18 protein-coding genes are annotated in these 24,904 nt (G+C 71.7%); 2 read left to right on the top strand and 16 right to left on the bottom strand.

From position 1 onward, the window contains the following. Positions 1-2: 2 nt before the first annotated feature. From F8O04_RS01655 to F8O04_RS01620, 8 genes are all read right to left on the bottom strand, one after another. The gene (locus F8O04_RS01655; RefSeq protein WP_158027572.1) at positions 3-2,585 is read right to left on the bottom strand and encodes a sensor histidine kinase; all 2,583 of its coding nucleotides are present in this window, start codon (positions 2,583-2,585) and stop codon (positions 3-5) included. Positions 2,586-2,592: 7 nt separating this feature from the next. After that, complete coding sequence (locus F8O04_RS01650; protein ID WP_158027571.1) at positions 2,593-3,330, bottom strand: response regulator transcription factor; 738 nt, start codon at positions 3,328-3,330, stop codon at positions 2,593-2,595. A 74-nt stretch (positions 3,331-3,404) separates the two neighbouring features. After that, entirely contained in the window at positions 3,405-4,880 is a 1,476-nt protein-coding gene (locus tag F8O04_RS01645) for a maltokinase N-terminal cap-like domain-containing protein (protein ID WP_158027570.1), read from the bottom strand. Between the two features lie 106 nt (positions 4,881-4,986). Continuing rightward, positions 4,987-6,228, bottom strand: a complete 1,242-nt coding sequence (locus tag F8O04_RS01640; RefSeq protein ID WP_158027569.1) for a class I SAM-dependent methyltransferase — start codon at positions 6,226-6,228, stop codon at positions 4,987-4,989. After that, entirely contained in the window at positions 6,225-6,659 is a 435-nt protein-coding gene (locus F8O04_RS01635; RefSeq protein WP_158027568.1) for a pyridoxamine 5'-phosphate oxidase family protein, read from the bottom strand. Before F8O04_RS01635 ends, F8O04_RS01640 begins: the two co-directional genes overlap by 4 nt. A gap of 58 nt (positions 6,660-6,717) precedes the next feature. After that, positions 6,718-8,703, bottom strand: coding sequence for a S8 family peptidase (locus F8O04_RS01630; protein WP_188726338.1), 1,986 nt, complete (start codon positions 8,701-8,703; stop codon positions 6,718-6,720). A gap of 83 nt (positions 8,704-8,786) precedes the next feature. After that, entirely contained in the window at positions 8,787-10,682 is a 1,896-nt protein-coding gene (locus F8O04_RS01625; protein ID WP_158027566.1) for a S8 family peptidase, read from the bottom strand. Positions 10,683-10,763: 81 nt separating this feature from the next. Next, on the bottom strand, positions 10,764-11,519 hold the full coding sequence (locus F8O04_RS01620; RefSeq protein ID WP_225734809.1) for an SDR family oxidoreductase: 756 nt from the start codon (positions 11,517-11,519) through the stop codon (positions 10,764-10,766). A 94-nt stretch (positions 11,520-11,613) separates the two neighbouring features. Here F8O04_RS01620 and F8O04_RS01615 point away from each other — a divergent pair, with 94 nt between their 5' ends. Further along, a complete protein-coding gene (locus tag F8O04_RS01615; RefSeq protein WP_225734808.1) occupies positions 11,614-12,378 on the top strand; it encodes an HNH endonuclease family protein in 765 nt (254 codons plus the stop codon). Positions 12,379-12,418: 40 nt separating this feature from the next. Here F8O04_RS01615 and F8O04_RS01610 read toward each other — a convergent pair whose 3' ends face one another. The 5 genes from F8O04_RS01610 to F8O04_RS01590 form a co-directional block, all read right to left on the bottom strand. Continuing rightward, positions 12,419-12,871 (bottom strand): heat shock protein transcriptional repressor HspR, encoded by a 453-nt coding sequence (locus tag F8O04_RS01610; RefSeq protein ID WP_158027565.1) that lies wholly within the window; start codon positions 12,869-12,871, stop codon positions 12,419-12,421. 115 nt (positions 12,872-12,986) lie between these two features. Continuing rightward, positions 12,987-13,994, bottom strand: coding sequence for a DnaJ C-terminal domain-containing protein (locus F8O04_RS01605; RefSeq protein WP_158027564.1), 1,008 nt, complete (start codon positions 13,992-13,994; stop codon positions 12,987-12,989). Positions 13,995-14,153: 159 nt separating this feature from the next. Continuing rightward, complete coding sequence (locus F8O04_RS01600) at positions 14,154-14,972, bottom strand: nucleotide exchange factor GrpE (RefSeq protein WP_225734807.1); 819 nt, start codon at positions 14,970-14,972, stop codon at positions 14,154-14,156. Positions 14,973-14,974: 2 nt separating this feature from the next. Further along, positions 14,975-16,849 (bottom strand): molecular chaperone DnaK, encoded by a 1,875-nt coding sequence (dnaK, locus tag F8O04_RS01595; protein WP_158027563.1) that lies wholly within the window; start codon positions 16,847-16,849, stop codon positions 14,975-14,977. Positions 16,850-17,024: 175 nt separating this feature from the next. Beyond that, positions 17,025-18,596, bottom strand: a complete 1,572-nt coding sequence (locus F8O04_RS01590) for an MFS transporter (protein WP_158027562.1) — start codon at positions 18,594-18,596, stop codon at positions 17,025-17,027. 261 nt (positions 18,597-18,857) lie between these two features. Here F8O04_RS01590 and F8O04_RS01585 point away from each other — a divergent pair, with 261 nt between their 5' ends. Beyond that, positions 18,858-20,468, top strand: a complete 1,611-nt coding sequence (locus F8O04_RS01585) for a Mur ligase family protein (RefSeq protein ID WP_188726339.1) — start codon at positions 18,858-18,860, stop codon at positions 20,466-20,468. A 57-nt stretch (positions 20,469-20,525) separates the two neighbouring features. Here the strand turns inward: F8O04_RS01585 and F8O04_RS01580 are convergent, their stop codons facing one another. From F8O04_RS01580 to F8O04_RS01570, 3 genes are all read right to left on the bottom strand, one after another. Then, positions 20,526-21,839, bottom strand: a complete 1,314-nt coding sequence (locus tag F8O04_RS01580) for a hypothetical protein (RefSeq protein WP_158027560.1) — start codon at positions 21,837-21,839, stop codon at positions 20,526-20,528. 253 nt (positions 21,840-22,092) lie between these two features. After that, positions 22,093-24,606, bottom strand: a complete 2,514-nt coding sequence (locus F8O04_RS01575) for a heavy metal translocating P-type ATPase (protein ID WP_158027559.1) — start codon at positions 24,604-24,606, stop codon at positions 22,093-22,095. Further along, positions 24,603-24,821, bottom strand: a complete 219-nt coding sequence (locus tag F8O04_RS01570) for a heavy-metal-associated domain-containing protein (RefSeq protein WP_158029042.1) — start codon at positions 24,819-24,821, stop codon at positions 24,603-24,605. The genes F8O04_RS01575 and F8O04_RS01570 overlap by 4 nt, the downstream gene beginning before the upstream one ends. Between the last annotated feature and the right edge of the window lie 83 nt (positions 24,822-24,904).

The raw sequence follows: 24,904 nt of genomic DNA, 5'->3' as shown, positions 1-24,904 counted from the left end.
GCTCACGACGCGACCTCGGCGCCGCCGGTCAGCGCGAATTCCTCGACATCGGCACCGGCGATCGTCAGCGTGAGCCCCCCGCCGCTCGCTCGCAGCCGCACCGTGGCTTCCGGCCCGGGCTCGCGGTCGAGTCGGGAGGCGGCCCACGCGATGGCGCGCGCGAGGTGCTCGGCCGGCACGGTCGCGTCGCCCGCGTCGTCGAGCACAACGACACGGAGCCCGCGCTCGCGTGCCCGCCGCACGGCGCCGCGCAGGGGCTCGACGTCGAGCGCGCGAGCGCGGATCCGGTCGCGCAGCACGGCCTCGGTCGCGAGCCACCGGCGCCGCCGCGCGTCGTCGGCCTCCGCGCTCGTCTCGACCCTCGCCTCGGCGTCGGCCGTGGCGGCACCGATCACCTCGCCGTCATCCGCCCCACCGGCCGCGGCATCCACCCCGTCGGCCGCGATCTCGCGCAGCACCGGCAGCGCTGAGGCCTCGAAGCGCCGCAGGATGCGATCACGCTCGTCGCTCGCGGCGGCCAGCCCGGCGCGCCGGACGGCGCCGGCGTCGCGCGCCCGCTCGATCGCCAACGTGCGATTGATCGTTCGCTTGAGCGCGAACGCCGCGACCGTACCCACCAGCACGACCGCGACGTTGCGATCGAACAGTCCCGGCAGGGCAGCGAGCGAGGTGTCACGCAGTGCCATGACCGCCCCGGCGACAACCACCATCGCCACCATTCCGATCCAGGCGAACGCGATGCGCCCGCGCAGCCCGAGCCCAAGCAGCAGCAGGGTGTTCGCCCCGAAATGCCAGGCGAAGTAGCCGGCGTCCTGCGGGATGATCGTGCCCATCAGCGCCGCCACGACCGTCGTCAGCGCCACCACGGCGACGCTGAACGGGAGCGGCAGCGGAGTCGACCCCGGCAGCACCGCGAGCCCGGCCGCGACCGCGTAGAGCGCGAGCGCGGCGATGCACGGCCAGGTCGCCGCGAGCCCGGGCTCGCTCGACGTGGCGAGCACGACGTTGGAGGACACCTGCAGCACGGCGAACACGAGCAGGGGTTCGCGCTGGATGCGGCGCGCCAGCCACCGCCGCAGATTCGCCTCACGCGCGGCCTGGTCGCCTGACGCCGGCGCGGGCGACGGCGCGGGCGCTGAACGTTCGGACTCGCCGCGAGGGGCACCGGCCGCGCTCGCGCGCTCGACATCCGTCGCGGCGGCCGCCTCCTCGCCTGGTGACGGGCCGATCCAGAAGTCGAGGTCCAGCGGCGACACGCGGCGGCGCAAGCGCCACGGGCGCTCGGCGTACTGCTCGGCTCCCGCCTCCGGGGCCACCGCCTGCTCGCGCCGCCACGAGAGCGCGACGCGTGTGCCCTGCCCGATGACCGACACGACCTGTGCGCGCCCGCCGATGGCGCGCATCCGCCCCCGAATGCTCCCGGCGATCCCGAGCCGCTGCGGGTCGACCCTCGAGGTATCGAAACCGACTCCGTCGTCGAGCACGGTGACGACCAGGCCGTCGGGCGAGGCGGCGACATGAACGGCCCTGGTCGTCGACGCGTCGCCGCGATCCGCGTGCCGGAACGAGTTCCGAAGCGCTTCGAGCATGGCCGACGTCAGCGCCTCGGCGACGTCGCCGGGTATCTCTCGGCCCGCCCCTTCGGCCCCCGCCTCGTCGCGAGGACCGGCAATGCCGTCGCCGCCGTCGCCGCCGCCGTCGCCGCCGAGTTCATAGCCGAACTGCACTTCGGGGTCGAGGTCGCGCACGAGCCCCTGCGCGGTCCACACGAACTCGGTCGGCGTCAGCCCGCGCTCGTCGTCAGCGCGCTGCCGTTCGAGGGCCGCCAGCGCGCCGACGGCACTGCGCCTCGCCGCGTCCCGCTCCGCTGGTCTCGTGGCCCGTCCGGCGAGCAGCAGCGTCGCGAGCACACGGTCGTGGATGAGGGCATCCATGCGCTCGACCACGTCGCGTCGTGCCCGCCTCGACGCTTCCGCGGCAGCTTCCTCGCGCGCCTCGGCGAGCGCGCCGTCGGCCGAGCGCCCGGCTCGAAGCAGCGAAAGTGCCATGACGAGGAAGATCGAACAGAAGGCGACCGTCTGGGCACCGTTCTGCAGCCCGAGCGCGACGCTGTGCTCGTCGCCGCCGTACCAACGGGCGACCCCGGCGACGACGCCGAAAGCGAGCAGCGAGATGATGCCGATCGCCGGCCGGAACGCGAGACCGGCCGCCGCGACCCCCACGGCGACGACGTTCGAGAACCACGGAGCATCCCACACCTCGAGGGCGGCCACTTGCCCGGGGATGCGCAGGGTGGCGACGGCGAAATACGCGACGGCGACCGCGCCCGCGACCACGCGAATGCGGCGCGGCGCGCCGTCGATGGCCGCCAGCACGCACGCGAGTCCGGTCGCGAGTGAGGTGCCGAGCGCGAGCACGTTCCACCACACGGCGGCCACGTCCCACTGGTGCGTGATCGTCGCCAACAGCATCGCCGGAAAGAGCACACTCGAGGCGCCGATCGCGATCGCCATGACGCGCAGGATGCGGGCGGTGGTCGCGCCCCCGCCCTCCAGTCCGCCGCTGGCGCCCGACGCCTCGACCACGTCGCGGCTAATCGCCCGAGGCGCCCGCCGTGTCGGGCAGCGGCAGGAAGCCGTCTTCGAGGGCACGCTTGTAGAGGTCGACCTTGGTGTGGGCCGGCCGGTGGGCGCGCGCGTACTTCGCGCGGATTCGCCGCACGTAGTCGTCGACGGTGCCGACCGAGATGGCGAGGTTCGATGCGACGGTCTGCGCCTTGACGCCCGATGCGAAGAGCGCGAGCACGCGCTGTTCCTGCTGGCTGAGCCCGGCATCGCGCAGCGACGGGTCGGCGTCGAGCGCGGCGGCCCAGTCCGGCGACACGACGGGGTCGTCGTTGGCGGCGCGGCGAATCGCGTCTTGCAGCACCCCCACCGGCTCCGACTTCCGGATCACCCCGGCGATGTCAGTCCTGGCGGCGGCTCGGACGAGGTAGGGGTTCTCGCCCGAGGTGAAGGCCAGGACGCGCAGCCCGGCCGCGCGCAGGCGCTCGACGTTCGCGACCGGCGACGAGCCGTCGGCAAGACGCAGGTCGAGCACGACGAGATCGAGGTCGTCGAAGACCGAGAGCAGTTCATCGACCGTGCCGGCCGCACCCACGAAATCGGCCTCGGACATGTCGTCGAGGCAGGCTCGCACGGCGACGGCGACGATCTCGTGGTCGTCGACGAGGCCGACCCTGAACGGCGTGCCGTCGGCCCGGCGCGCGCCTCCGCGCCGAGCTTCTGCGGCCTCGACCGGCTCGTGCTCGTGGTGTTCGGTCTGCGACATGACCCGCCCCTTCGCCAAGCGGGCCCGCGCACCGGTGCCACGCCTGAGTGCAGTCTAGTTCGGAGCCCCGACGCTCATTCGCCGAGGAGACGCCCAACGGCCGCGACCGGGATCGGGAGCCAGTCGGGCCGATGACTCGCCTCGTAGATCGCCTCGTACACCGCCTTGTCGAGTTCGTAGGCGGCGAGGATGCGGGCGTCGATTCCCGCACCCGCGTCGCCGCCCCCTCGGCTGGCGTACCCGAGGAGGAACGCCTCACGCGCACGCTGCGCCCAGTCGCCGACGACATCGTGTCCGGCGGCGAGCGAGAGCGCGCCGGCCACGTAGTCGAAGCTGCGAAGCATGCCGGCGACATCGCGGGCCGGCAGGTCGAGGGCATTGCGCTCGGCGAGGGGTCGCAGGGGCTCGCCCTCGAAGTCGAGCAGCACCCAGCCGCGCTCGGGGACCGCGAGCACTTGACCCAGGTGGTAATCGCCGTGGATGCGCTGGAGGTTCGGCCAGGGTGCGTCGGCCGCGCGTTCATAGGCCCGCTCGACCGCGACCCGTTGCTCGCGCAGCGCCGGCACGAGCTCGAGCGCCCGCCGGAGCCTCGCGCGCATCTCGCCGATCGCGCGCTCGACCTCGGCCGGTGTTGCGGCCGCTTCCGGCAGGTGCGTGCGCAGCACCTCGTGCGTCTCGGCGGTCGCCTCGCCGAGCGAGTACGCGGGGGCCGTGAAGTCGTCGCCCGATTCGGCGGCTCGCCTGGCGACCCGCCAGGCATCTTCGACGCCGGCGAAGAACTCCTGCGCGAACGCGAGGTGGCCCCGCGCGCGGCCCCCCGGTTGGGACGGGTCGGGCCATTCGCCGGCGACGTGGCCCAGGGCGGGCGGCACGCGGAGGCTGCCTGCCGCGGCGAGCGCCGACTGCAGTGTCACATCCGGGTTCTCGCCGTTGTGCAGCGTGCGGAAGACCTTGACGATGAGCGGCGCCGCCTCGGCGTCGCTCTCCCGCTCGCGCATCTGGAGCACGATCGATGAGTTCGACTGCTCCCCCTGCAGCGCCCGCGACGCGCGCACTCGGCCTGCCCGCGACCCCGGCATGGGCAGGCCGACCGCGAGCCCGTCGGCCGAACCGCCCGGCCCCCGCGCCGTCTGCTCGCCCTCGATGAGCGCAAGGAGGGCGCGGGCGAACGCCGTGTCGTGCACGCCGTCGATGACGGCCGCGCGCCCCGACCCGGTGTCGTAGGTGCCGAGGTAGCCACGAGCGTCGAATGAGCTGTCGACGTTCCGGATGACGAGCGGAACTTGATAGACGGATCCCGCGCCGACGCCTTCGCCGCCGCCCGTCGCCGAGCCGGCACGCGTCGACGTGTCCCGCAGCATCGCGACGGTGATGAACCGCACATCGGGGTCGCGCTCGGGGTCGCCGAGCGAATAGCTGCCGAGCAGTTCGAACGACGGCGCACGCCGCCCGGCGCCCGTGCTGTCATCCCCGGGGCTTCCCGCGTGCTCCCCCACATACCAGCGCTGCTGCGGCACCCAGTCGCTGACGAGCGACATGAGGTCGGTCATAGCATCCTCCCAAGCCGGCGACCGCCCCGGCCGCCGTGCGCGTCACCCTACCCGCAGTGGTACGCCGCGGTGCCGTTTCGCGCAGCACGACGGCCCGCCGGGGCGTTCAGGCCCGCGCCCGGCCGCGCGGCCGGGAGCTCGCAGCCCGGTCGGCCACGACGCTTCGCGTCACCACGAACTTCCGCGTGCGCGAAAGCTGCTCGGTCGGCCCGACGATGCGGCGCAGGGCCGTGCGGTGGGGCAGATGCGCATTGAAGACCGTCACCAGGCTCCCGCCGGGCTTCAGGATGCGTGCGGCCGCCGCGAAGAGCGGCTCGGCCGCCGTGTCGTCGAGCTCGGTGCCCTCGTGGAATGGGGGATTCAACAGGACGAGGTCGGTCGACGCGGCTTCGATGCTCGAGGCGGCGTCGTCTCGCATGACCGTCACCCGAGCATCCAGCCCCACTCGCTCCAGCGTTGCGCGGGCGGATGCGCATGCCGCCCACGACCGGTCGGTGGCGATCACCCGCATCCGGGGTCGCGCTCGGGCGAGCGCGACCGCCAGCAGGCCGGTCCCGCAGCCGAGGTCGACGCCGATGCCCACGTGGTCGTCGCCGAGTCCCGACATCTGGAGCGCGTGCTCGAGCACGTCGAGGAGGGCGCGCGTGCCGATGTCGAGCGACCCGCCGGCGAACGTCCCGCCGTGCGCGGCGACCTCGAGGCCGAGTTCGTCGATGCGGCTCCACCGCGGAAACGGCTCGATGACGTGGTCGCGCCGCGGCGCCGCGGCGTGCAGCGCGCGCGACTTTTGGCGGCCGAGACTCGCGCGCACCTCGGCGAACCCCATCGCGAGCACCTCGTTGAGCCCGCGTGACATGTGCTTCACGCGCCCGCCCAAGACGACACGCACGCGCTCGTCGGCGTGGCTCGCCGCGAGCGCGGTGAGTGCCTCGAGTTCCGCGTGGTACTTGGGAAGCCGGCCGACGATGAGCGTCGCGCCCTGCACGAGCGCCGGCTCAAGGCCGAACCGCCGCACCGCGACGCGCGGCTGCGTCGTGTCGGCCGCGCGGGCGGCCGCGAGCTCGTCCATACGGCGCTCCGCGTCGACACCGTCGGTGAAGACCCGCACCTCGTGCAGACGGAAGCGATCGGCCGCCGCGAACGAGAGGTGGCCGGTGCGGTCGCCGATCACGACGAGCCGGGTGCGCGGGGGGCGGCCAGGTCCATCGGCGCCGGCCGCGACCAGCTCAGCCTGTCGTGCACGCGCGTCAGCGGCCTCGTCGAGCGCGATGAGATCGACCGGATCCAGGGTGAACGCATCACGCTGCGCGGTCGACCACGCCGCTTCCGGGGGCCGCGACGAGCTCATGACCGGGCTTCGTGTTCCGGGAGCGGATCTGGGCCGAGCCGGTACTCGCGGCCTTTCGCTCTCGCGATGAGGATCTCGACGAACTCCTGCGTCGGCGTCTGCACCCACGGGCGCAACGGCAGCTGCGAGGCCTGTTCGATCTCGTCGGCAGTCTCGAGCAGACGGGCGCGCCCGTGCGCGATCACGCTCCAGGCGGTCTCCTCATCGATGCTGTCGACCTGAAACGCGACGTCGCTCGCGATGATGGTGCCGGCGAGCTTCGTGCCTGGCGCCGTGCGGAAGAGGATGCGGCGCCCCACCAGCCGGTAGTTGACGGGGAAGATCTCGATGAGGCCCGACACGTGGAATGCGAGGCGCCCGAAGCTCTTGCCGCTCAGGCGAGCCAGGCAGTCGGCGTCGGTGAAATCGGTGAAGGATGCGGGCGCGGCCATGCTCAATTCTCTCACCCGCGGGTGCGCTGCCGGGTAACCGCCATGTCACGACTGCGGCTCATCGCTGTGTCGGCCCGCCCCACATGAAGGGGCCGGGGGCGGGCCCCTGGGGCCGGTCCTTCTGAGGTGGCTCGCCCGGCGGTTGCCATCCTTGCAGCGGCTGGGATGTGGTCGAGACGCCGTTCGGGCGGTCAGGCGGCGGTGCCTGCCACGATGAGTGCATGCTCGCGGGAGGGGCACCGCGGTCGGTCGGCGGCGGCGTCATGCCCAGCCCGGCCTGTTGCACGCGGCGCGAGACCGGTGTCTGCGCCTGCCAGCCCGGCTGCGCCCCCGGCCCACCCGCGCCGTAGCCGAAGCCGACTGGCGGCGGCTGCATGGCCCGTTCCGGGAAGGCGGTCGCCGGGCGGGCGGGCGCGGTTCCGGGTGGCAGGTGCGCCGGCCACCCGGGCGCCCCGCCGTCCCCCGGGGCCCGGCCGTACCCGGGTGCCCCACCGTATGCAGGCGCCCCGTGCCCCGGGGGCCCACCGTATCCAGGCGCCCCGCCGTATGCAGGCGCCCCGTGCCCCGGGGCCCCGCCGTATCCGGGCGCCCCGCCGTATGCAGGCGCCCCGTGCCCCGGGGCCCCGCCGTATCCGGGCGCCCCGCCGTATGCAGGCGCCCCGCCGTATGCAGGCGCCCCGAACCCGGCACTCCAGGCCGGTTGGAGCGCCGGCTGGGGCCGGCGCCGCCGCGCAACCAGGGCAATGAGGATCGCGATCGCACCGGCGATGACGATGACGCCGACGACGCCCCATCCGACGCCCGCTCCGGTCTGGAAGAAGCCGGGCGGGTCGACGGTCGGGTACGCGACCGGCGTCGACGAGCCGCGCGGGATGTCGGCGGTGACGAAGCCCCAGTCGATGGGCTCGGCGTCGCCCCGCACCTCGCCCCAGCTCGGGTACGCGTCGGCATCCCCGCGCAGCAACGGGTTCTCATCCGGGTAGGCCGTCGGGTCGACCGCCACCAGATTATGCGGCGAGACGAGCCCGAATCCCTCGAGATCGGTTCGCGTGAGCTCGTCCCACTCGTTCGAGGTGTTGCGGATCACCGACTGGATGAGCTGGTTGCCCGTCGCCTCCGGCCATCTCGACCAGCCGAGGGCCATCGCGCCGCTCACCCAGGCCGTTGCCGGTGAGGTACCGACCGCGAGCCGGTAGTCGTCCCACGAGCCACCGTTCCAGTCGATCGAGCGGATGTCGACGCCGGGAGCCACGACGGTGAGCCGGTCGCTGATGACCTCCATGCCGTCGGACTGGCCGTCGATGTCGACGTTCTCGATCGCGATGACGCCGTTCGCGCCGCTGATCACGTCGAGGTCGTCGCCGTCCTCGTTCTGCACCGCGATGTTGACGACAACACCCGCCTCATGCGCGACGCGAACGGCGTCGACGATCTCGTCGAGGTTCGGCCACCCGATCGACATCGAGAAGATCTGCGCCCCCTGGTCGACGGCATCGCGCGCGGCGTCCGCAAGGCTCGGCCGGCAGTCGTGGTCACCCGCGTAGATGACCGCGTAGTGCAGGACCCTGGCGTCCGGGGCGAGTCCCTTGGCCCCCTGCAGGCCGTCGACGCCGGCGCCGCTGCCCGCGATCACCGATGCCATCGACGTCGCGTGCCCGGCGTCCTCACCGGTCGAGCGCCCATCGAAGCCGTTGTCGCAGATCTCGCTCGTGCGCAGTTCGAGGTTCGCGTCGGCGAGGTCGGGCACCGCGTCGTTGATGGGCGAGTCGAAGAGCGCGACCGTCACGCCCTCGCCGGTGACGCCATCACCGTGCAGGTCGTCGATGCCGAAGTCGTCGAAGTACCACGTGCCTTCGCGCGCCGTTGACCCGTCCGCGCGCGGTACCGCGTGCGCGACCCCGTACGAGGCGGATGCGCCGCTCGCGTCGGTGTCGGTGTCGGCGACGGCGCTCGCGCTCGCCCCGGAGGCACCGGGCGCCGCGATGCCCATGATGACCGCGCAGAGAGCGGCGCTGAGGGCGAGCAACCCGCTCCGCAGTGTCATGATGCACATCCTTCCGAGTTCGAGCATCCACGTCTCGCGTGAACGACGGACTGCGCACGCGCCGGCCTGCCGCGCACGGCAGGCTAGCGACCGGGACCGCCCCACGGGTTCGGGCCCGGACCGCCGGCGGGTGGACGCTGGGGCACGCCCCACTGCGGCGGCGGGGTCGGCTGCGCCGGCGCGCCCCACTGCGCCGGCGCGCCCCACTGCGCCGGCGCGCCCCACTGCGGCGGCGGGGCCTGCGGTGGCGGGGCCGACTGCTGCGGCATCGCGCCCCCGGCTCCCCCGTACGCGACGGGCCGCGACTGCGGTGGTCCGCCGTCAGGCGCGGGTGTCCAGGCGGAGACCTGGCCGGTGTGGGCGGATCGCTGCGGCTGCGGGGCTGCCCCGTAGGCCGGTGCCCGCGGCACCGTGGGAGGCCCGTAGGCGGGCCTCGTCGCGGGAACCGGCGGGCCATATGGAAGCGCCGGGGTGCCGGGCGCAGGGCCCGGCGCGGGCGCCATGCCGGCGGATGCGGGGACGTTCGGCCCGGCAGGCGCGCCCCAGCCGAATCCGCCACCGAGCACGCCGGGGCCGAAACCGCCTGCGCCTGCGCCCGCGAACGGTGGCCCCGCGGCGGCGGTCGGCGGGCCGAAGGGCGCGAGCGGCCCGGCAACGCGCGTGCCGCGCCGGCCGCGTCGCAGCAGCACGAGCGCGGCCGCCGCTGACCCGAGCGCGACGAGGCCGAGCCCGCCGCCGACAATGCCCTTGCCCGGCTCGCTCGTGATCCACATGGTCGGCTGCTTCGTGGGCACGGCCGTGGGAATCGAGGTGCCTGGCCCGACCCCGGCGTCGGTGAACTCCCACTCGGTCGGGGCGGTCTCGCCCATCAGATCGCTCCAGAGGGGCTCGGCGTTGGGGTCATCGCGCAGCAGCGGATTCTCATCGGGATACTGCGTGGGGTCGACGATCGCGAGGTTCTGCGGCGAGACGAGCCCGAAGCCCTCCTGGTCGGTCCGGGCCAGTTCTTCCCAGCCGTTCGAGGTGTTGCGAATGAGCGATTGGATGAGCTGGCTGTTCGTCGCCTCCGGCCACTTCGCCCACGCGAGCGCAAGCACGCCGCTCACCCACGCGGTAGCCGGCGAGGTCCCGACTGACAGCCGGTAGCCCTCCCAGTCGCCGTCCTCACCGCGATCTGGCGAGCGGATGCCGGCGCCGGGCGCGACCACCGCGAGATCAGAGCTGATGACTTCGCGGCCATCGGAGTTGCCCTCGGGGTCGATGTTCTCGACCGTGACGACGCCGTTGATGTCGCTTTCGGGGTCGAGCGCGTCGAGCGATTCGTTGGCGACCGCGATGTCGACGATCGCGCCGCCCTCGTGCGCGATACGCGCGGCCTCGACGAGATCGTCGTGGTCGGGCCAACCGAACGACATCGAGAAGATCTTCGCCCCGTGCTCGATGCCGTCGCGGACGGCGTCGGCGAGCGTTGCGTCACAGCCCGTGCTGCTCGGGCTCATGAGCAGGCCGTAATGCAGCACCGTCGCTCCGGGGGCAACCCCCGGCACCCCCCGCTCCCCGTCCGCGCCCGCGTCGGTGCCGACGATGACCGACGTCATGGCGGTGCCGTGGCTCGCCTCGTCCTCGGTGGAGACGCCGTCGTAGCCGTTCGCGCAGATTCCCGAGGTCATGAGCTCGAGGTTGGCGTCGCGGAGGTCCGGGGCGTCCGGGTTGATGGGCGAGTCGATGACCGCGACCTTGACGCCCTCGCCCGTGACACCCTCCTCGTGCAGCCCGCCGATGCCGAAGTGATCGAAATACCACGTGCCGTCCTGCGCCGGTGTGGTCAGCGGGGGCGGCACCGGCTCGAGCTCATCGGCCGCCATCGCCGGCAGCACGGGACCGGCGACGAGTGCGGTGGCGGCGGCGAGTGCCGCGGATGCGCGCAGCGCTCGCGCGCGCGTGTTCGGCCTGGCCGTGGCGCTGGTTCGGGGGTGCATGGACGTCCTTCGATGCGGTGCGAGAGTTCCAGCGTCGCACCGGGATGCCGGCCGTGCGTCACCCCCGAGACGCGACCCCGTTCATCCGAACGGACGAACCGAGAGCGAATGGACCGATGCGGACGGCGGAAGGTCGACGGCGACGCGCACCGTCGCCGCGACCGAGTCGGGCTCGAGGTAGCGCTCGTGCTCATGCTCGCCGCCCTCGGCGGCGCGCAGCTCGCGCTGCATGTCGGTGCCGACGCGGCCGGGATGAATCGAGGTGACGCGAACGCCGTTCGGCGCCTCCTCCGCGCGGAGGGAGTCGGTGACCGCTCGCAGCGCGAACTTCGACGCGGCGTACACGCTCGAGCGAGGGCCGGCGTTGTGGCCGGCACCGCTGTTGATCGCGACGACGAGCCCACGCCGCGCCCGCAGGGCGGGCAGCAGCCGCGCCGTCAGGTCGGCGACGGCGACGACGTTGAGCTCGAGGATGCGGCGGAACTCGGCGCGGTCGCTCGCCGCGACAGGGGCGATGGGGCCGATGACGCCCGCGGAGTGCACGAGCACGTCGATGCCGTCGGCGCCCGCCCCGTCCGCCAGGCCTGCAACGGCCGCGGCGACGTGCGCTTCGTCGGCGAGGTCGACGGCGAACGGCGCTGCGTCGCCGAGCTCGGTGACGAGCGCGCCGACCGTCTCGGGGTCGCGGCCGCCGACGATGACGCGGTGCGTGCGCGCGAGGTCGATCGCGATGGCCCGCCCGATGCCCCGCGTCGCGCCGGTCACGAGCGCGACCGGCCGTTCGACGGCCGCAGTCGCACGCGAGGTCTCGACTCGGCCCGGCATTCCGTCGCTCATTCGCTGCCCTTCGTCGTGCCACAATCGATGAGGGATGGCCAGGTGGTACGGGGCCACACTAATCGGTCGACGTCCAGCGGGAGGGCGCACGCCCATGTCACGACGTGAGCAGCGCGTGGGCGGCGCGCGAGCATCCACCGCCATGTCGACGGTCGCGGCGATCTGCGCGGCCGTCGCCCTGCTCGCCGGCTGTTCGGCCGCTCCGCTCGCCGACGCGCCCGCCGCAACGCCGGCCGAACTCGTCGAGCAGGTCGCGGCGGCCGGCGGCGACGCCGACCCGGTGGGCCTCGCCGAGGCGGCTGCCGACGTACTCGACGGCATCGCGATCGCGCCGCGCACGGAATGGGACGGCCGCTTCGATCGCGTCGGGTCGTTCGGTGACGGCTGGGGTGATCCCGATGGCAACGGCTGCGACGCTCGCAATGACGCGCTGCAGCAGGCGCTCGCCCACGCGGAGTTGCTCGCCGACGGGTGCCGCGTCGCCTCCGGCGTGTTGGACGACCCCTACACGGGCGAGACGATCGCATTCGAACGGGGCCCGCGAACGAGCGAGCACGTGCAGATCGACCACGTCGTGGCGCTCTACAACGCCTGGCGAACGGGCGCGCAAGACCTGGCGTACGAAGAGCGCGTCGCGTTCGCCAATGACCCGCTCAACCTTCAGCCGACGGCGGGCTGGGCGAACGACGACAAGCAGGCGTCGGATGCGTCGCAGTGGCTCCCGCCCGACGAGGACTACCACTGCACGTACGTTTCCCGGCAGATCGCCGTCAAGGCCACATACGGCCTGTGGGTCACGCAGTCCGAGCACGACGCGATGCACGGCGTGCTCGCGGCCTGCCGCGAGGCCGTTCCCTGAGCCAAGGGGCGACGGGCGGGGCCCGTGAGCCGGCCGACGACTACTCGTCGCGGTCGTCGGCGATCGGCAGCACCGGACGATAGAGCACGACGCCCGTGCGGCGCTCTGCCCGCCGGCCGTGCATGAGCGATACGACGTCGCCCTCGGCCCCGGCGGCGAAGACTCGGCCGCCGCGCCGCGCGAGCCGCTCGTTGGCGAGTTCACTCTCGAGGGCGCGCACTCGCCGCTGCAAGTCGTCATTCTCGCGCTGCAGGGCCAGGATGCGGCTGATGCCCTCGAGGGAGACGCCCTGCTGCGACAGCTCGGCGACCTCGCGGAGCTGGCCCACGTCGCGAAGGGAGTAGCGCCGCACGCGCCCGGCTGTCCGCTTGGGCGACACGAGGCCGATCCGGTCGTACTGCCGCAGCGTCTGCGGGTGGAGGCCCGAGAGCTCGGCGGCCATCGCGATCGCGAAGATCGGCGCGTCTTCGTCCAGCGGCATGCGCTCTGCCATCCGTCACCCTCCCATCGCTCGCGGCCACGTTCCTCGTACCGGGTGCGCAGCATCCAGCCCATGCGCGGCATCCGGCGCCGCCGACCACCAGCGAACCACGCCTGCCACGATCGTTCTACTCCTGCGTCGCGCGGCGCATGAGGTCGTCGCGCGGCGATTCCGCCGGCGACGCCGCGACGAAGGCATCGAGCGCTTCCTCCATGCCCTTCGTGAGGTGCGTGGGAACCGCGATCGTGAGGGTCACGAGCAGGTCGCCCGTCCCGCGCTTGGTGGTGACACCGCGGCCCTTCACGCGCAGCTTCTTGCCGCTTTGCGAACCCGCGGGCACGCGCACCTTCACGGGATCGCCGCCGAAGGTGGGGACCTCGACCGTGGCGCCCTTCGCCGCCTCGGCGAAGGTGACGGGCACGTCGATCGTCAGGTTGTCGCCGTCGCGACCGAAGACGGGGTGCGACCGCACGGACACCTGCAGCAGCAGGTCGCCTGGCGGGCCACCATTCGGGCTGGGCGCACCCTTCCCCTTGAGCCTGATCTTCTGGCCGTCCTCGACGCCGGCGGGGATGCGCACCGTAATCGTGCGCCCCTCGCCCGTCTGCAGCGTGACGGTGTCGCCGCGGATGGCGGTCGCGAACGAGAGCGTCGTCGAGGCCGTCTGGTCGCGTCCCTTCCGCGGGCCGCCCGTGCCGGGCGTCCCGAACCCGGCCGGTCGACCGGCCGTCCCGAAGGACCCGGGGCCGAAGCCGCCGTGACCGCCGCCGAACATCGACCCGAGCAGGTCTTCCAGGTCTTCGTTCGAGTACTGCTGGCTCGCACCGCCGCGGTTGAACATCCCGCCGAAGGCGTCCTCGAACCCGGCACCGCCACCCGACGAGGTGAACCGGGCACCGCCGCCCATCGCCCGCACCTGGTCGTACTCGGCGCGATCCTTCGGGTCCGAGAGCACCGAGTACGCCTCGGAAACGTCTTTGAACTTGCGCTCCGCCTCGGGGTCTCCGGGGTTCTGGTCGGGGTGGTAGTCACGGGCCAGCTTGCGGTAGGCCCGCTTGAGCTCTTGCTCCGAAGCGTCCTTGCTGACGCCGAGCACCGCGTAGAAATCCTTCTCGAACCAGTCTTGGCTCGCCATGTCGTTCCTTTCTCGACACGTGAGGGGCCCGCCTTGGCGGGCCCCTCACGCCGATGCTCCGGATGCTCGAGGTGCGCTCGCGCCCCCGCGCGGTCTCGCAGGGTTCCCGAGCCTGGCCGCTCGTTCACCCGGCGGCCGCGGAGACGCGACCGCCGTGGCTCAGCTCGCGGCGACGAACACCGCGACCTTCGCGACACGGACGATGCGGTCGCCGACGCGATAGCCGCGCTCCACCACATCGGCGATGGTGTCCGCCTCAGCCTCGGGACTCGGCAGTTGGGCGATCGCCTCGTGGACGGTCGGGTCGAACCGCTCGCCCTTGTCGCCGTACGCGACGAGGCCGAGCTTCTCGACCGACGCCCGCAGTTTGCTCGCGATGACGGCGACGGCGCCCTCCTCGGGAAGGTCGCCGTGCTGTTCCGCCCGGTCGAGGTCGTCGAGGACGGGCAGCAGCGCTCGCAGCACCTCGCCCGTCGTCGCCTCACGGGCCGCGATCTTCTCCTGCTCCGTGCGGCGGCGGTAGTTGGCGTACTCGGCCGTCACCCGCTGCAGGTCGGCGAGGGTCGCGTCGGCGCGAGCCGCGTCGGCGGATTGCCCCGTGTCGGGCTCGCCCCGCGACTCGTCGTCGACGGCGCTCGCCGTCCCGGCCTCCTCCACGGCGCGCGCGTCGGCGATGAGCCGTTCCAGCTCGTCGTCGATCACCTGCGAGTCCGCATCTGCCGCGTCTTCCGAGCCAGCCGCCGACTCCGCGGCCGCCGCGGCGTCTGCACCGGTATCCGGAGCCTCGCCCGAAGCATCCGGCGCACCGGACTCGGCGCCCGCTTCACCGGCGGGGGCAGGCTGCGGCTGCTCGGCCGCGGGCCCGCCGCGCACCTGGCCCGTCTCCGGGTCGATCCGCCGCTTGTCGTTCACGATCGGCTCACTGCGCTCGCCACCCGTGTCGTGGTCGCGTCGCTCGTTACGGTTCTCGTCACTCACGGCTATCGCGCGTCCTTGTTGTCGTCCTCGTCATCGACGACCTCGGCGTCGACGATGTCGTCGTCGCCCGCCGCTTCGGTCGTCCCGGCGTCTGACGGCGCATCGCCCGTCGGCGCCTGGGCCGCCTGCTCCTGCTCGTAGATCGCCTGGCCCAGCTTCGACTGGCTCACATTGAGCTTGTCGAGGGCCGACTTCACGGCCTCGTCGTCGTCACCCGCGAGGGCCGTCTTGAGGGCGTCGACGTCGGCCTGCACCTCGTTCTTCACGTCGGCGGGCAGCTTCTCGTCGTTCTCCGAGATGACCTTCTCGACCTGGTACGCCGTCGTCTCGGCGACGTTGCGGGTCTCGGCGGCCTCGCGGCGCTTCTTGTCCTCGGCCGCGTGCTCCTCAGCCTCGCGAACCATGCGCTCGATGTCCTCCTTGGGCAGGGCCGAGCCGCCCTCGAGACGGATGTTCTTCTCGGCACCGGTGCCCTTGTCCTTCGCCGTGACGTTCACGATGCCGTTCGCGTCGATGTCGAAGGTGACCTCGATCTGCGGCACGCCGCGGGGCGCTGGCGCGATGCCCATCAGCTCGAAGGTGCCGAGGTTCTTGTTGTCGCGGGTGAACTCGCGCTCACCCTGGAACACCTGGATCTGCACGGAGGGCTGGTTGTCGTCCGCGGTCGTGAAGACCTCCGAGCGCTTCGTCGGAATGGCGGTGTTGCGCTCGATGAGCTTCGTCATGATGCCGCCCTTGGTCTCGATGCCGAGCGAGAGGGGCGTGACGTCGATGAGCAGCACGTCCTTGCGGTCGCCGCGAAGCACGCCGGCCTGCAGCGCGGCGCCGACGGCGACGACCTCGTCCGGGTTGACGGTCTTGTTGGGCTCCTGACCGCCAGTGAGCCGCTTCACGAGCTCTGAGACGGCCGGCATGCGAGTCGAACCACCGACGAGCACGACGTGCGCGATCTGGGCGACGTTGACGCCGGCCTCGCGGATGACGTCTTCGAACGGCTTACGCGTGCGCTCGAGGAGGTCCTTGGTGAGGTCTTCGAACTTCGCGCGCGAGAGCGACGTGTCAAGGTTGGCCGGCCCGCTCTCGGTGAGCGAGAGGTAGGGCAGCTGGATTGTCGCGTTCATGGAGCTCGAGAGCTCCTTCTTCGCCTGCTCGGCCGCCTCCTTGAGGCGCTGCAGGGCGATCTTGTCGCTCGACACATCGACGCCCGACTGCTTCTTGAACTCCTCGATCAGGAAGTTGACGATGCGCTGGTCCCAGTCATCACCGCCGAGTCGGTTGTCGCCCGCTGTCGAGCGCACCTGAATGGTCGAGAACTCGTCGTCCTTGCCCACCTCGAGGAGTGACACGTCGAACGTGCCGCCACCGAGGTCGAAGACGAGGATCAACTCGTCTTCCTTGCCCTTGTCGAGGCCGTAGGCGAGCGCCGCCGCCGTGGGCTCGTTGATGATGCGGAGCACGTTCAGGCCGGCGATCTCGCCCGCTTCCTTGGTGGCCTGACGCTCGGCGTCGTTGAAGTAGGCGGGGACCGTGATCACAGCGTCGGTGACCTTGTCGCCGAGGTACTCTTCGGCGTCACGCTTGAGCTTGCCGAGAATGCGGGCCGAGATCTCCTGGGGCGTGTAGGTCTTGTCCTCGATCTTCGTGGACCAGTCGGTCCCCATGTGGCGCTTCACCGACGAGATCGTGCGATCGACGTTCGTGACGGCCTGGCGCTTCGCGGTCTCGCCGACGAGCACGTCGCCGTCCTTCGTGAATGCGACGACCGACGGGGTCGTACGGAGACCCTCGGCGTTGGCGATGACCTTGGGCTCCCCGCCCTCGAGCACCGCAACGACCGAGTTCGTGGTTCCGAGGTCGATTCCGACAGCTCGTGACATGTGTGACTCCTTCAGTAGTGGCGTGCGTGGTGACGGTTCGCGGTGAGACGCTCGCCGTGCTGCGCGGCATCAAGACTTGAGCCGCGATGACGCAACTTCATCACATTGCGCCACGCAGACGCAAGTTTGCGCGCTGTGAGTTGAGTGTAAGTGGCTCAACTTCTGTGGACGCCGCTTACGACTGCCGCGTCGGGCCACCCGCATCCGGGCCGGTCGCGCCGGTCTCGTCGGCGCCGAGCCCCTCGGCGCGAGACGCCGAGCTCTCCCCATCGAGGGTGATCTGCGCGACGGCCACCCGCTCGCCCTCGATGACGACCTGCGTCGGATGCGAACGGACCGGGAGGAAGACGAGCAGGCCGACAAGGAGCACGATCCCGATCGCCACGATCGTCACCTTGGGGTCGCCGGTCGCGGCGAGCAGCACCCCGATCAGCGCGGGGGTGAGGAAGCTCGCGGCGCGCCCCGTGAGGCGGTAGAGGCCGAACAGCTCACCCTCGTGCCCGACGGGCGTTGACCGCATGAGGTACGACCTGCTGGCCGACTGCACCGGGCCGACGAACAGGCAGAGGAAGAGACCGAACGTCCAGAACACGACCTGGGCGGTGGGCAAGAAGAAGAGCAGCGACGCGACGGCCACGAGCGAGACGAGCGAGACGATCACGACGACCTTGGGGCTGAACCGGTCGTCGAACCATCCGGCCGCGACGGTGCCGAGCCCCGCGACGAGGTTCGCCGCGACCGCGAAGTAGATGACCTCGCTCGACGAGAACCCGTAGACCTGCGCGGCCATGATCGCGCCGAACCCGAAGACCGCCGCGAGGCCATCGCGGAAGATCGCGCTCGAGAGCAGGAACAGCAGCAGCTTCGGTTCGGTACGCCCGATCCGCGCGATGGTGCGCCACAGCACCGCGTAGGTCTTCCACCACGGGATAGCGGCTCGCGCCGGCTTCTTCGCCGTCTCGGGAACACGGAGGAAGATCGGGATGCTGAACAGCGCCAGCCAGATCGCGGCGACGAGGATGGCGAGGCGGATGTTGAGACCGTCGCCCTCCGCCCCGGTCGGCACGTTCAGCATGCCCGCGGCGCCCTCGACGCCGAAGTCCTGGATGAAGAGCAGGAGCAGGAGGACCAGCAGCACGATGCTCGCGAGGTAGCCAGAGCCCCACCCGATGCCCGAGGTGCGACCGACCGTCTTCTTCGTCGAGACCTGCGCGAGCATGGCGTCGTAGCTCACGCCCGAGAACTCGGAGAAGACGACGCCGACGGCGAGGAGCGCGGCCCCGAACAGGAGGAACGACTGATCGGGGAGGACGAAGTACATCGTGAGCATCGTCGCGATCGTGAGCACGGTGAAGACGAGCAGCCACCGCTTCCGCGTGCCCGAACCGTCGCTCCGCGCCCCGAGCGCGGGCGAGATGATCGCGACGATCACGGCGGCGATCGCATCCAGATTGGCGATGAGCATCGTCGTGTTCGCCTGCCCCGCGAGATACAGCGGGTTCTGCGGGTCGGCCCGTCCGAGCTCGACCAGGTCGGGGTCGATGAAGAGGTCGCTCGCCAAATACGTGGCGAAGACGAAGGTCACGACGATGGCCTGCCATGCCGAATTGCCGATATCCCACATGACCCAGGCCCGCGTGCGGCGGCGGAGCTCCTTCCGGGTCAGCGTCGCGGATCCGTCGACGGTCGTGAGCAGTCCACGGTCGCTGGTGCTGGTGCCGGACGTTCCGGAGGCTGTCGAGCTCATGCGCCGCATACTAGGGACGCGCGGTGACGCGCCGGTGTCGTACGTGCGGCGCCCGCGGGCGGCGCGCGCATCCGCCTTCTCCGCGCCCCAGCAGATACCTGACTGGCGAAACCTGGGGCGTCACTGAAATGTACGCCCGAACATCCCTTTGATCTGGGATTCTATGAGTCCTGCACGCCGTGCATATCGCACATTGCTATGTTCGCCAAGCCCCGAATTTCGGGCGCGCCTGTCGGAGGATCGAGAGGGAGCCAGCGAGTCATGGACACCGAGATCACACGCCCACGCCGTTCCGCCCCGATCAGCCTCCGCGAACTCGCCGACCGCCTCGGCGCTCGGCTCGATTCTCCCGCGACCGAACCCGTTTCACCCGCTCGCGACACGGAGACCGCAGACTCGTCGCCGCGGGTCGCCGTCACGGGGGTCGCAGGCGGCACCGACCGGGTGCTGCCCGGCGACGTCTTCGTCGCCATCCCCGGTGCGCGCACGCACGGCGCGAGCTTCGCCCGCGAGGCCGTCGAGGCCGGCGCCGTCGCGATCATCACCGACGCGGCCGGCGCCGAGCACGCACGCGACGCGGGCGTTCCCGTGCTGGTGGTCGAGCATCCGCGCTCCGCGCTGGCCGACGCATCCGGCATCGTGCACTCAACCCGAGCGATCGACACCGTACTGTTCGCCGTGACGGGCACCAACGGCAAGACCACCACGACCTACATGGTGCGCGACGTCATCAAGGCACTGGGGCTGCGCGCCGGCCTCGCGGGCACCGTCGAGCGCATCGTGGGCAACAAGCACATCGACACGAGCGACTCGGGCCGGCTCACCACCCCCGAGGCGGACGTGCTGCACGGGCTTGCGGCCCGCATGCACGAAGACCACGTCGCCGCCGCGGCCATCGAGGTCTCGTCGCACGGCATCGACGGCGGACGCATCGACGGTCTGCCCTTCGACGTGTCGATCTTCACGAACTTCTCGCAGGACCATCTTGACGAGTACGGCACCATGGAGCGCTATTTCGCGGCCAAGATGGCGCTCTTCACGCCCGAGCACACGCGCCGAGCAGTCATCGTCATCGATGACGAATGGGGGAAGCGCGCTGCGCGCGAGGCACAGGTTCCCGTCACGACCGTGGCGATGGACGCCGAGGCCGGGGCCGACTGGACGGTCGAGGTGAACGACACGACCCTGGCGCACACCGAGTTCCGCATGCGACACCGCAGTGGCGATGTCGTCGACACCACGGTCGGGATGCCCGGGTGGTTCACGGCGCTCGACGCGGCGCTCGCGATCGCGGCCGTGCTCGACTCGCGACTCGGCATCACCGCCGACGATCTGCGGGCGGCACTCGGGGAGCGCGGCGGCGTGCACCCGTCGGTCCCCGGCCGCATCGAGCTCGCCTCCGGCGACGCGCCCGTTCGCGTCTACGTCGACTACGGGCACACAGAAGCGTCGTTCCGAACCGTGCTGCAGTCGCTCCGCGAGTTCACGGACGGCAGGCTCTTCATGGTCTTCGGCGCCGACGGCGACCGCGACCGTACGAAACGCCCCGCCATGGCCCGAGCAGCGAGCGAGGTCACCGATGTCGTCGTGGTGACCGACTACAACCCGCGCACCGAGGATCCGACCGAGATTCGCCGCACCCTGGTCGACACCATCCGGCGGGAGTTCCCCGAGCGCGAGGTCTACGAGGTCGCGGCGCCCGCGGAGGGTATCCGCAAGGCGATTTCGCTCGCGCGCGCCGGTGACATCGTCTTCGTGGGCGGCCACGGGCATCGCCGCGACGTCGAGGTGGGCGGCAAGCTGGTGCCGTTCTCGGCGATGGATGCCGTGCGCGACGCCCTGCGCGCGGAGGGCTGGCTCACTTCGGCGTAGCGCACGGCCGCGCACCAGCATCCTCTGCTGGCACGCGGCCCCGTGCGCGCCGCGCGGCTACTCGCCCTCGGCGCCCTCTGGCACCGAGGCGGTCGCGATGCGGATCTCGCCCGGCGCACCGGGGAGTTCGGCCGATTCGACGACCTCGCCGCTCGTGTAGTCGACCTTGTGCACCTGGTTCGTCGCCGGGTCGGTGACGTAGAGGAAGCCGCGGTCTTCCTGGATGGCGGGGTGCGACGTCTGCCACTCCTCCGGGACCGTCCACGCGTCCGTGACCTGGATCTCGCTCGTCACCTCGGCCGTCGTCGGATCGATCACGCGAAGCGCGCCGTCGGCGCCGAGCACGAGGGCTTCGCCGTTGACGCCGCGGGCCATGCCCTGCCACGTGTAGTCGGCACCGATGTCGACGAGCTGCATCGTCTCGGACTCGGCGTCGACGAGGGCGACCTGCTGGAGGCCGAGGCCCTGGTCGGGGTCGCTCTTGTAGTCGGCCAGCACGACACTCGAGCCCGCGGCGGGGAAGGCGTTGCCGATGCGGCCGAACTCGTCGGGCGAATCCACCTTGTGGAAGTGGTCGCCGTGCAGCATCAGCATGCCGTCTTCGCAGCCGACGACGATCGTTCCGTCTTCGAGGGCGGCCTCGCCGTGGACGTTCGGGCACTGGTCGCTTTCGGCGACGACGTTGCCCTCGGCGTCGAGCAGCTGAGCACCGTTGCGCTCGTCCTCGTTGCCGGTGGTCACGAAGAGTGAGCCGTCCTCGAGGGCGACGGCGACACCGTGATGCGCCTCGGGGGTGGTGTAGGTCGACTCGGGAGCGACCGAGCCTGCTTCGACCGCGTCCGCCCAGCCCGTCACGGGCAGGATCGTGACCTCGCCGGTGCCGTCGTCGAACAGCGCCGTGAGGCCGTCGTGGGAGACGACGTGACCCGGAGCGTCCGCGGGCACGAGCACGTCGCTGAGGACCGGGTCGGTCACGTAGGAGTGCGTGTGGTCACCGTGCGGCTCGGTCCAGGTGCCGGCGTCGAGGGCGGCCCAGCCACCGGTCGTCGACACGAGGATGTGCCGGCCGTCACCCGCCGGGTTCAGGCGGTTGAAGCCGTCGAGTTCCACGTCGCCCACGGTCTCGAGCGAGCCCGCGTCGAGCACCACGATGCCACCGTCGTAGGTGATGGCGATGCGCGGCTGGGGGCCGCCCGTCTCGCTGATCTCGCTGCTGCCCTGATCGTGATCGTCGTGATCGTGGTCGTGGTCGTCATGGTCATCGGCCGCGGGGGCGTCGCCGGTGGCGCACCCGGTGAGGGCGAGCGCGGCGAGCGCCGCGACCGCGACACCACCGCGCGCGCGGCGCGTGAAGGAAGAAAGCGTCGTCATAGGAGTGCCCCTTCGGGGGGCCACCTTTCCAGCTCGTGATCGGTTGAACGGCGGCGCCCCGGATCGGACGCGCCGCCGAGCAACGGTATCGATAGTGAGAATCACTGTCAATTATCTGGGCAGGCGTGGCCCCGCTGCGGAATACTCAGCCCGGCGCGCGCTCCGAGGGGCCCGAATGCCCGGCACCGCCCCTCCTCAAGCGCCGCCGGTCATTTCGATCCCTCCAGACGGCGAGGCGACGGCGACGCGGCGACTAGCGCCCGCCGCGGAACCCTCGCAGCCGCAGCGAGTTCAGCACCACGAACACGGAGCTGAACGCCATCGCGGCACCGGCCAGCATGGGGTTGAGCATGCCGAGCGCGGCGAGCGGGATCGCGGCCACGTTGTAGCCGAACGCCCAGGAGAGATTGCCGATGATCGTGCGGTAGGTCGATTTCGCGAGCCGGATCGCGTCGACGGCCCCGTTCAGGTCGCCGCCGATGAGCGTGATGTCGCTCGCCTCGATCGCCGCATCGGTGCCCTCGCCCATCGCGAGGCCGAGGTCGGCCGCGGCGAGCGCGGGCGCATCGTTCACGCCATCACCGACCATCGCGACCGTTCGCCTTTCGGCGCGCAGCCGATCGACCGTCGCGACCTTGTCCTCCGGCATGACGCCGGAGAACACCGTGTCGATGCCGACCTCATCGGCCACCCGCCGCGCAACCTGCTCGCGGTCACCCGTGAGCAGGATGGGCTCGATGCCCTGCGCCCGGAATCGGCGAATCGCGGATGCGCTCGTCGCCTTGACCGTGTCGGCGACGGTCACGACCGCCGCCGCCCGCCCGTCGAGCCACACCATGACCGGCGTGCCCCCGTCAGCCACGAGCGCTGCCGCAGCATCTCCGAGGCCGACCGCCTCGTCGAGACGGCCCGCGCGCACCCGCACGCCGTCGACCACCGCCGATACCCCGAAGCCCGGCTCGTTGCGGAAGCCCTCGATATCCGGGGCGCCGGCCTCGGCGACTTCTGCCTCGGCGTAGGCCGCGATCGCCTTCGCAATCGGATGCTCGCTCGCCCCCTCGGCCGCACCGAGCAGGCGCAGCACGCCGTCGCGCGACGCGACCCGAGCATCCGTTGCATCGCCGTCCGCGTGACGCGCGATGTCGATCGCACGGAAGCCCTCGACGAGCTCGAAACCGCTGACCGACATCTTGCCGGTCGTGACCGTCCCCGTCTTGTCGAGCACGACGGTGTCGATCTTGCGCGTCGCCTCGAGGGCCTCCGGTCCGTGGATCAGCACGCCGAGCTGGGCGCCGCGCCCCGTGCCCGCGAGGATCGCGGTCGGGGTGGCGAGCCCGAGCGCGCACGGGCAGGCGATGATGAGGACGGCGACGGCCGCCGTGAACGCCATCTCGAGCCCGGGCCCGAAGATCGCCCATGCGGCGAACGTGAGCGCGGCGAGCAGGAGGACGATCGGCACGAACACGCCCGAGATGCGGTCCGCGAGACGCTGCACCCCGGCCTTGCCCGACTGGGCGTCCTCGACCATCCTCGCCATCTGGGCGAGGCGGGTCTCGGCACCGACGCGGGTCGCGCGCACGACGAGTCGCCCAGACGCATTGACGGTCGCCCCGGTCACGGTGTCGCCGGCACTCACATCGACGGGAACGGACTCGCCGGTCAGCATGGAGGTGTCGACCGAGCTGGCGCCCTCGACGACGTCGCCGTCGGTCGCGATGCGTTCGCCGGGCCGCACCAGGAAGCGGTCGCCGACGCGCAGCTCGCCGACGGGGCGCCGCTCGGTCGAGCCGTCGTCGCGCAATACTTCGGCGTCCGGCGCGCCGAGCTCCATAAGGGTGCGAAGGGCCGCCCCCGCCTCGCGCTTCGCTCGACCCTCGATGTATCGGCCGAGCAGCAGGAACATCGTGACGCCGGCGGCGACCTCGAAGTAGATGTTGTTCGCTCCGGTGCCGGGCTCGAGGGTCCACTCGAACCCGTGATGCATGCCGATCATCCCCGCGCCGCCGAAGATGAGCGCGTACAGCGACCAGAGGGTGGCCGCGGTGATGCCGATCGAAACGAGCGTGTCCATCGACGCGGCGAAGTGGCGCGCGTTCTTGAGCGTTGCGCGATGGAACGGCCACGCACCCCAGGTCACGACGGGAAGGGCGAGCACGAGGGACACCCACTGCCAGCCGGGGAACTGGAGCGGCGGGATCATCGCGAGCACGATGATCGGCACCGTGAGCACAGCGCTCGCCGCGAAGCGGCGCAGCAGCTTCTTGACCGCGTCCGGGGTGTCGTCGCCGTGGTCGTGCATGCCGGCGTGATCGTGCGTTCCGGGCTGCTCGTGCATGCCCGCGTGGTCATGCGCTGCCGCGCCGTGCCCGGCGTGCCCGCCGCCGCCGTCGTGCCCATCGCCGCTGCCGTGCCCGGCGATGTCTCCGGTCACCTCGGTCGACTCTGGCGCGGCCGACGCCGACCGAGCCTGCCGGTCGAGTCGCTCACGCGCTCCGTAGCCGATGGCATCGACGTCGGCGATGAGCTTCGCCACGAGACCGCCGGCGTCCCCGGCCGACTCGCTCGCGCGCGCCGGGTCGACCACGCGCACCTTGGCGCGCTCGACGGCGAAGTTCACGCTCGCCTCGACGCCGTCGGTCCTGTTCAGCTTCTTCTCGATGCGGTTGGCGCAGCTCGCGCACGTCATGCCCTCGAGGTCGAGCGTGATGACATCGCCGGCGGCGAGACCCGCCTCGCCGTGCCCGCTCCCGCCCGTCTTCACGGTCATGATCGCCCCTCCGAGCCGGCGAGCTCGTAGCCCGCTTCGTCGACCGCTGCACGGACCGTCTCGGGATCGAGCGCTCGCTCGCTCGTGACCGTGGCGGTGCCGCGCTCGGCGCTGACGTCGACGTGCTCGACGCCGTCGATCCCTTGAAGCTCCCCGGCCACGGCGCGCTCGCAGTGCGCGCAGCTCATACCGGCGATCACGTACTCGGTCGTCATGCTCACGGTGTCCTCCTTGCGTCGCATCCGTCTCGTTCCCTCGCCCCAACCATACCCCTGCGGGGTATATTCCGGATGCGACG

This window comes from Pseudoclavibacter endophyticus (assembly GCF_008831085.1).
Lineage (GTDB): Bacteria > Actinomycetota > Actinomycetes > Actinomycetales > Microbacteriaceae > Pseudoclavibacter > Pseudoclavibacter endophyticus.
This window is presented reverse-complemented; position numbering and strand designations above follow the sequence as displayed.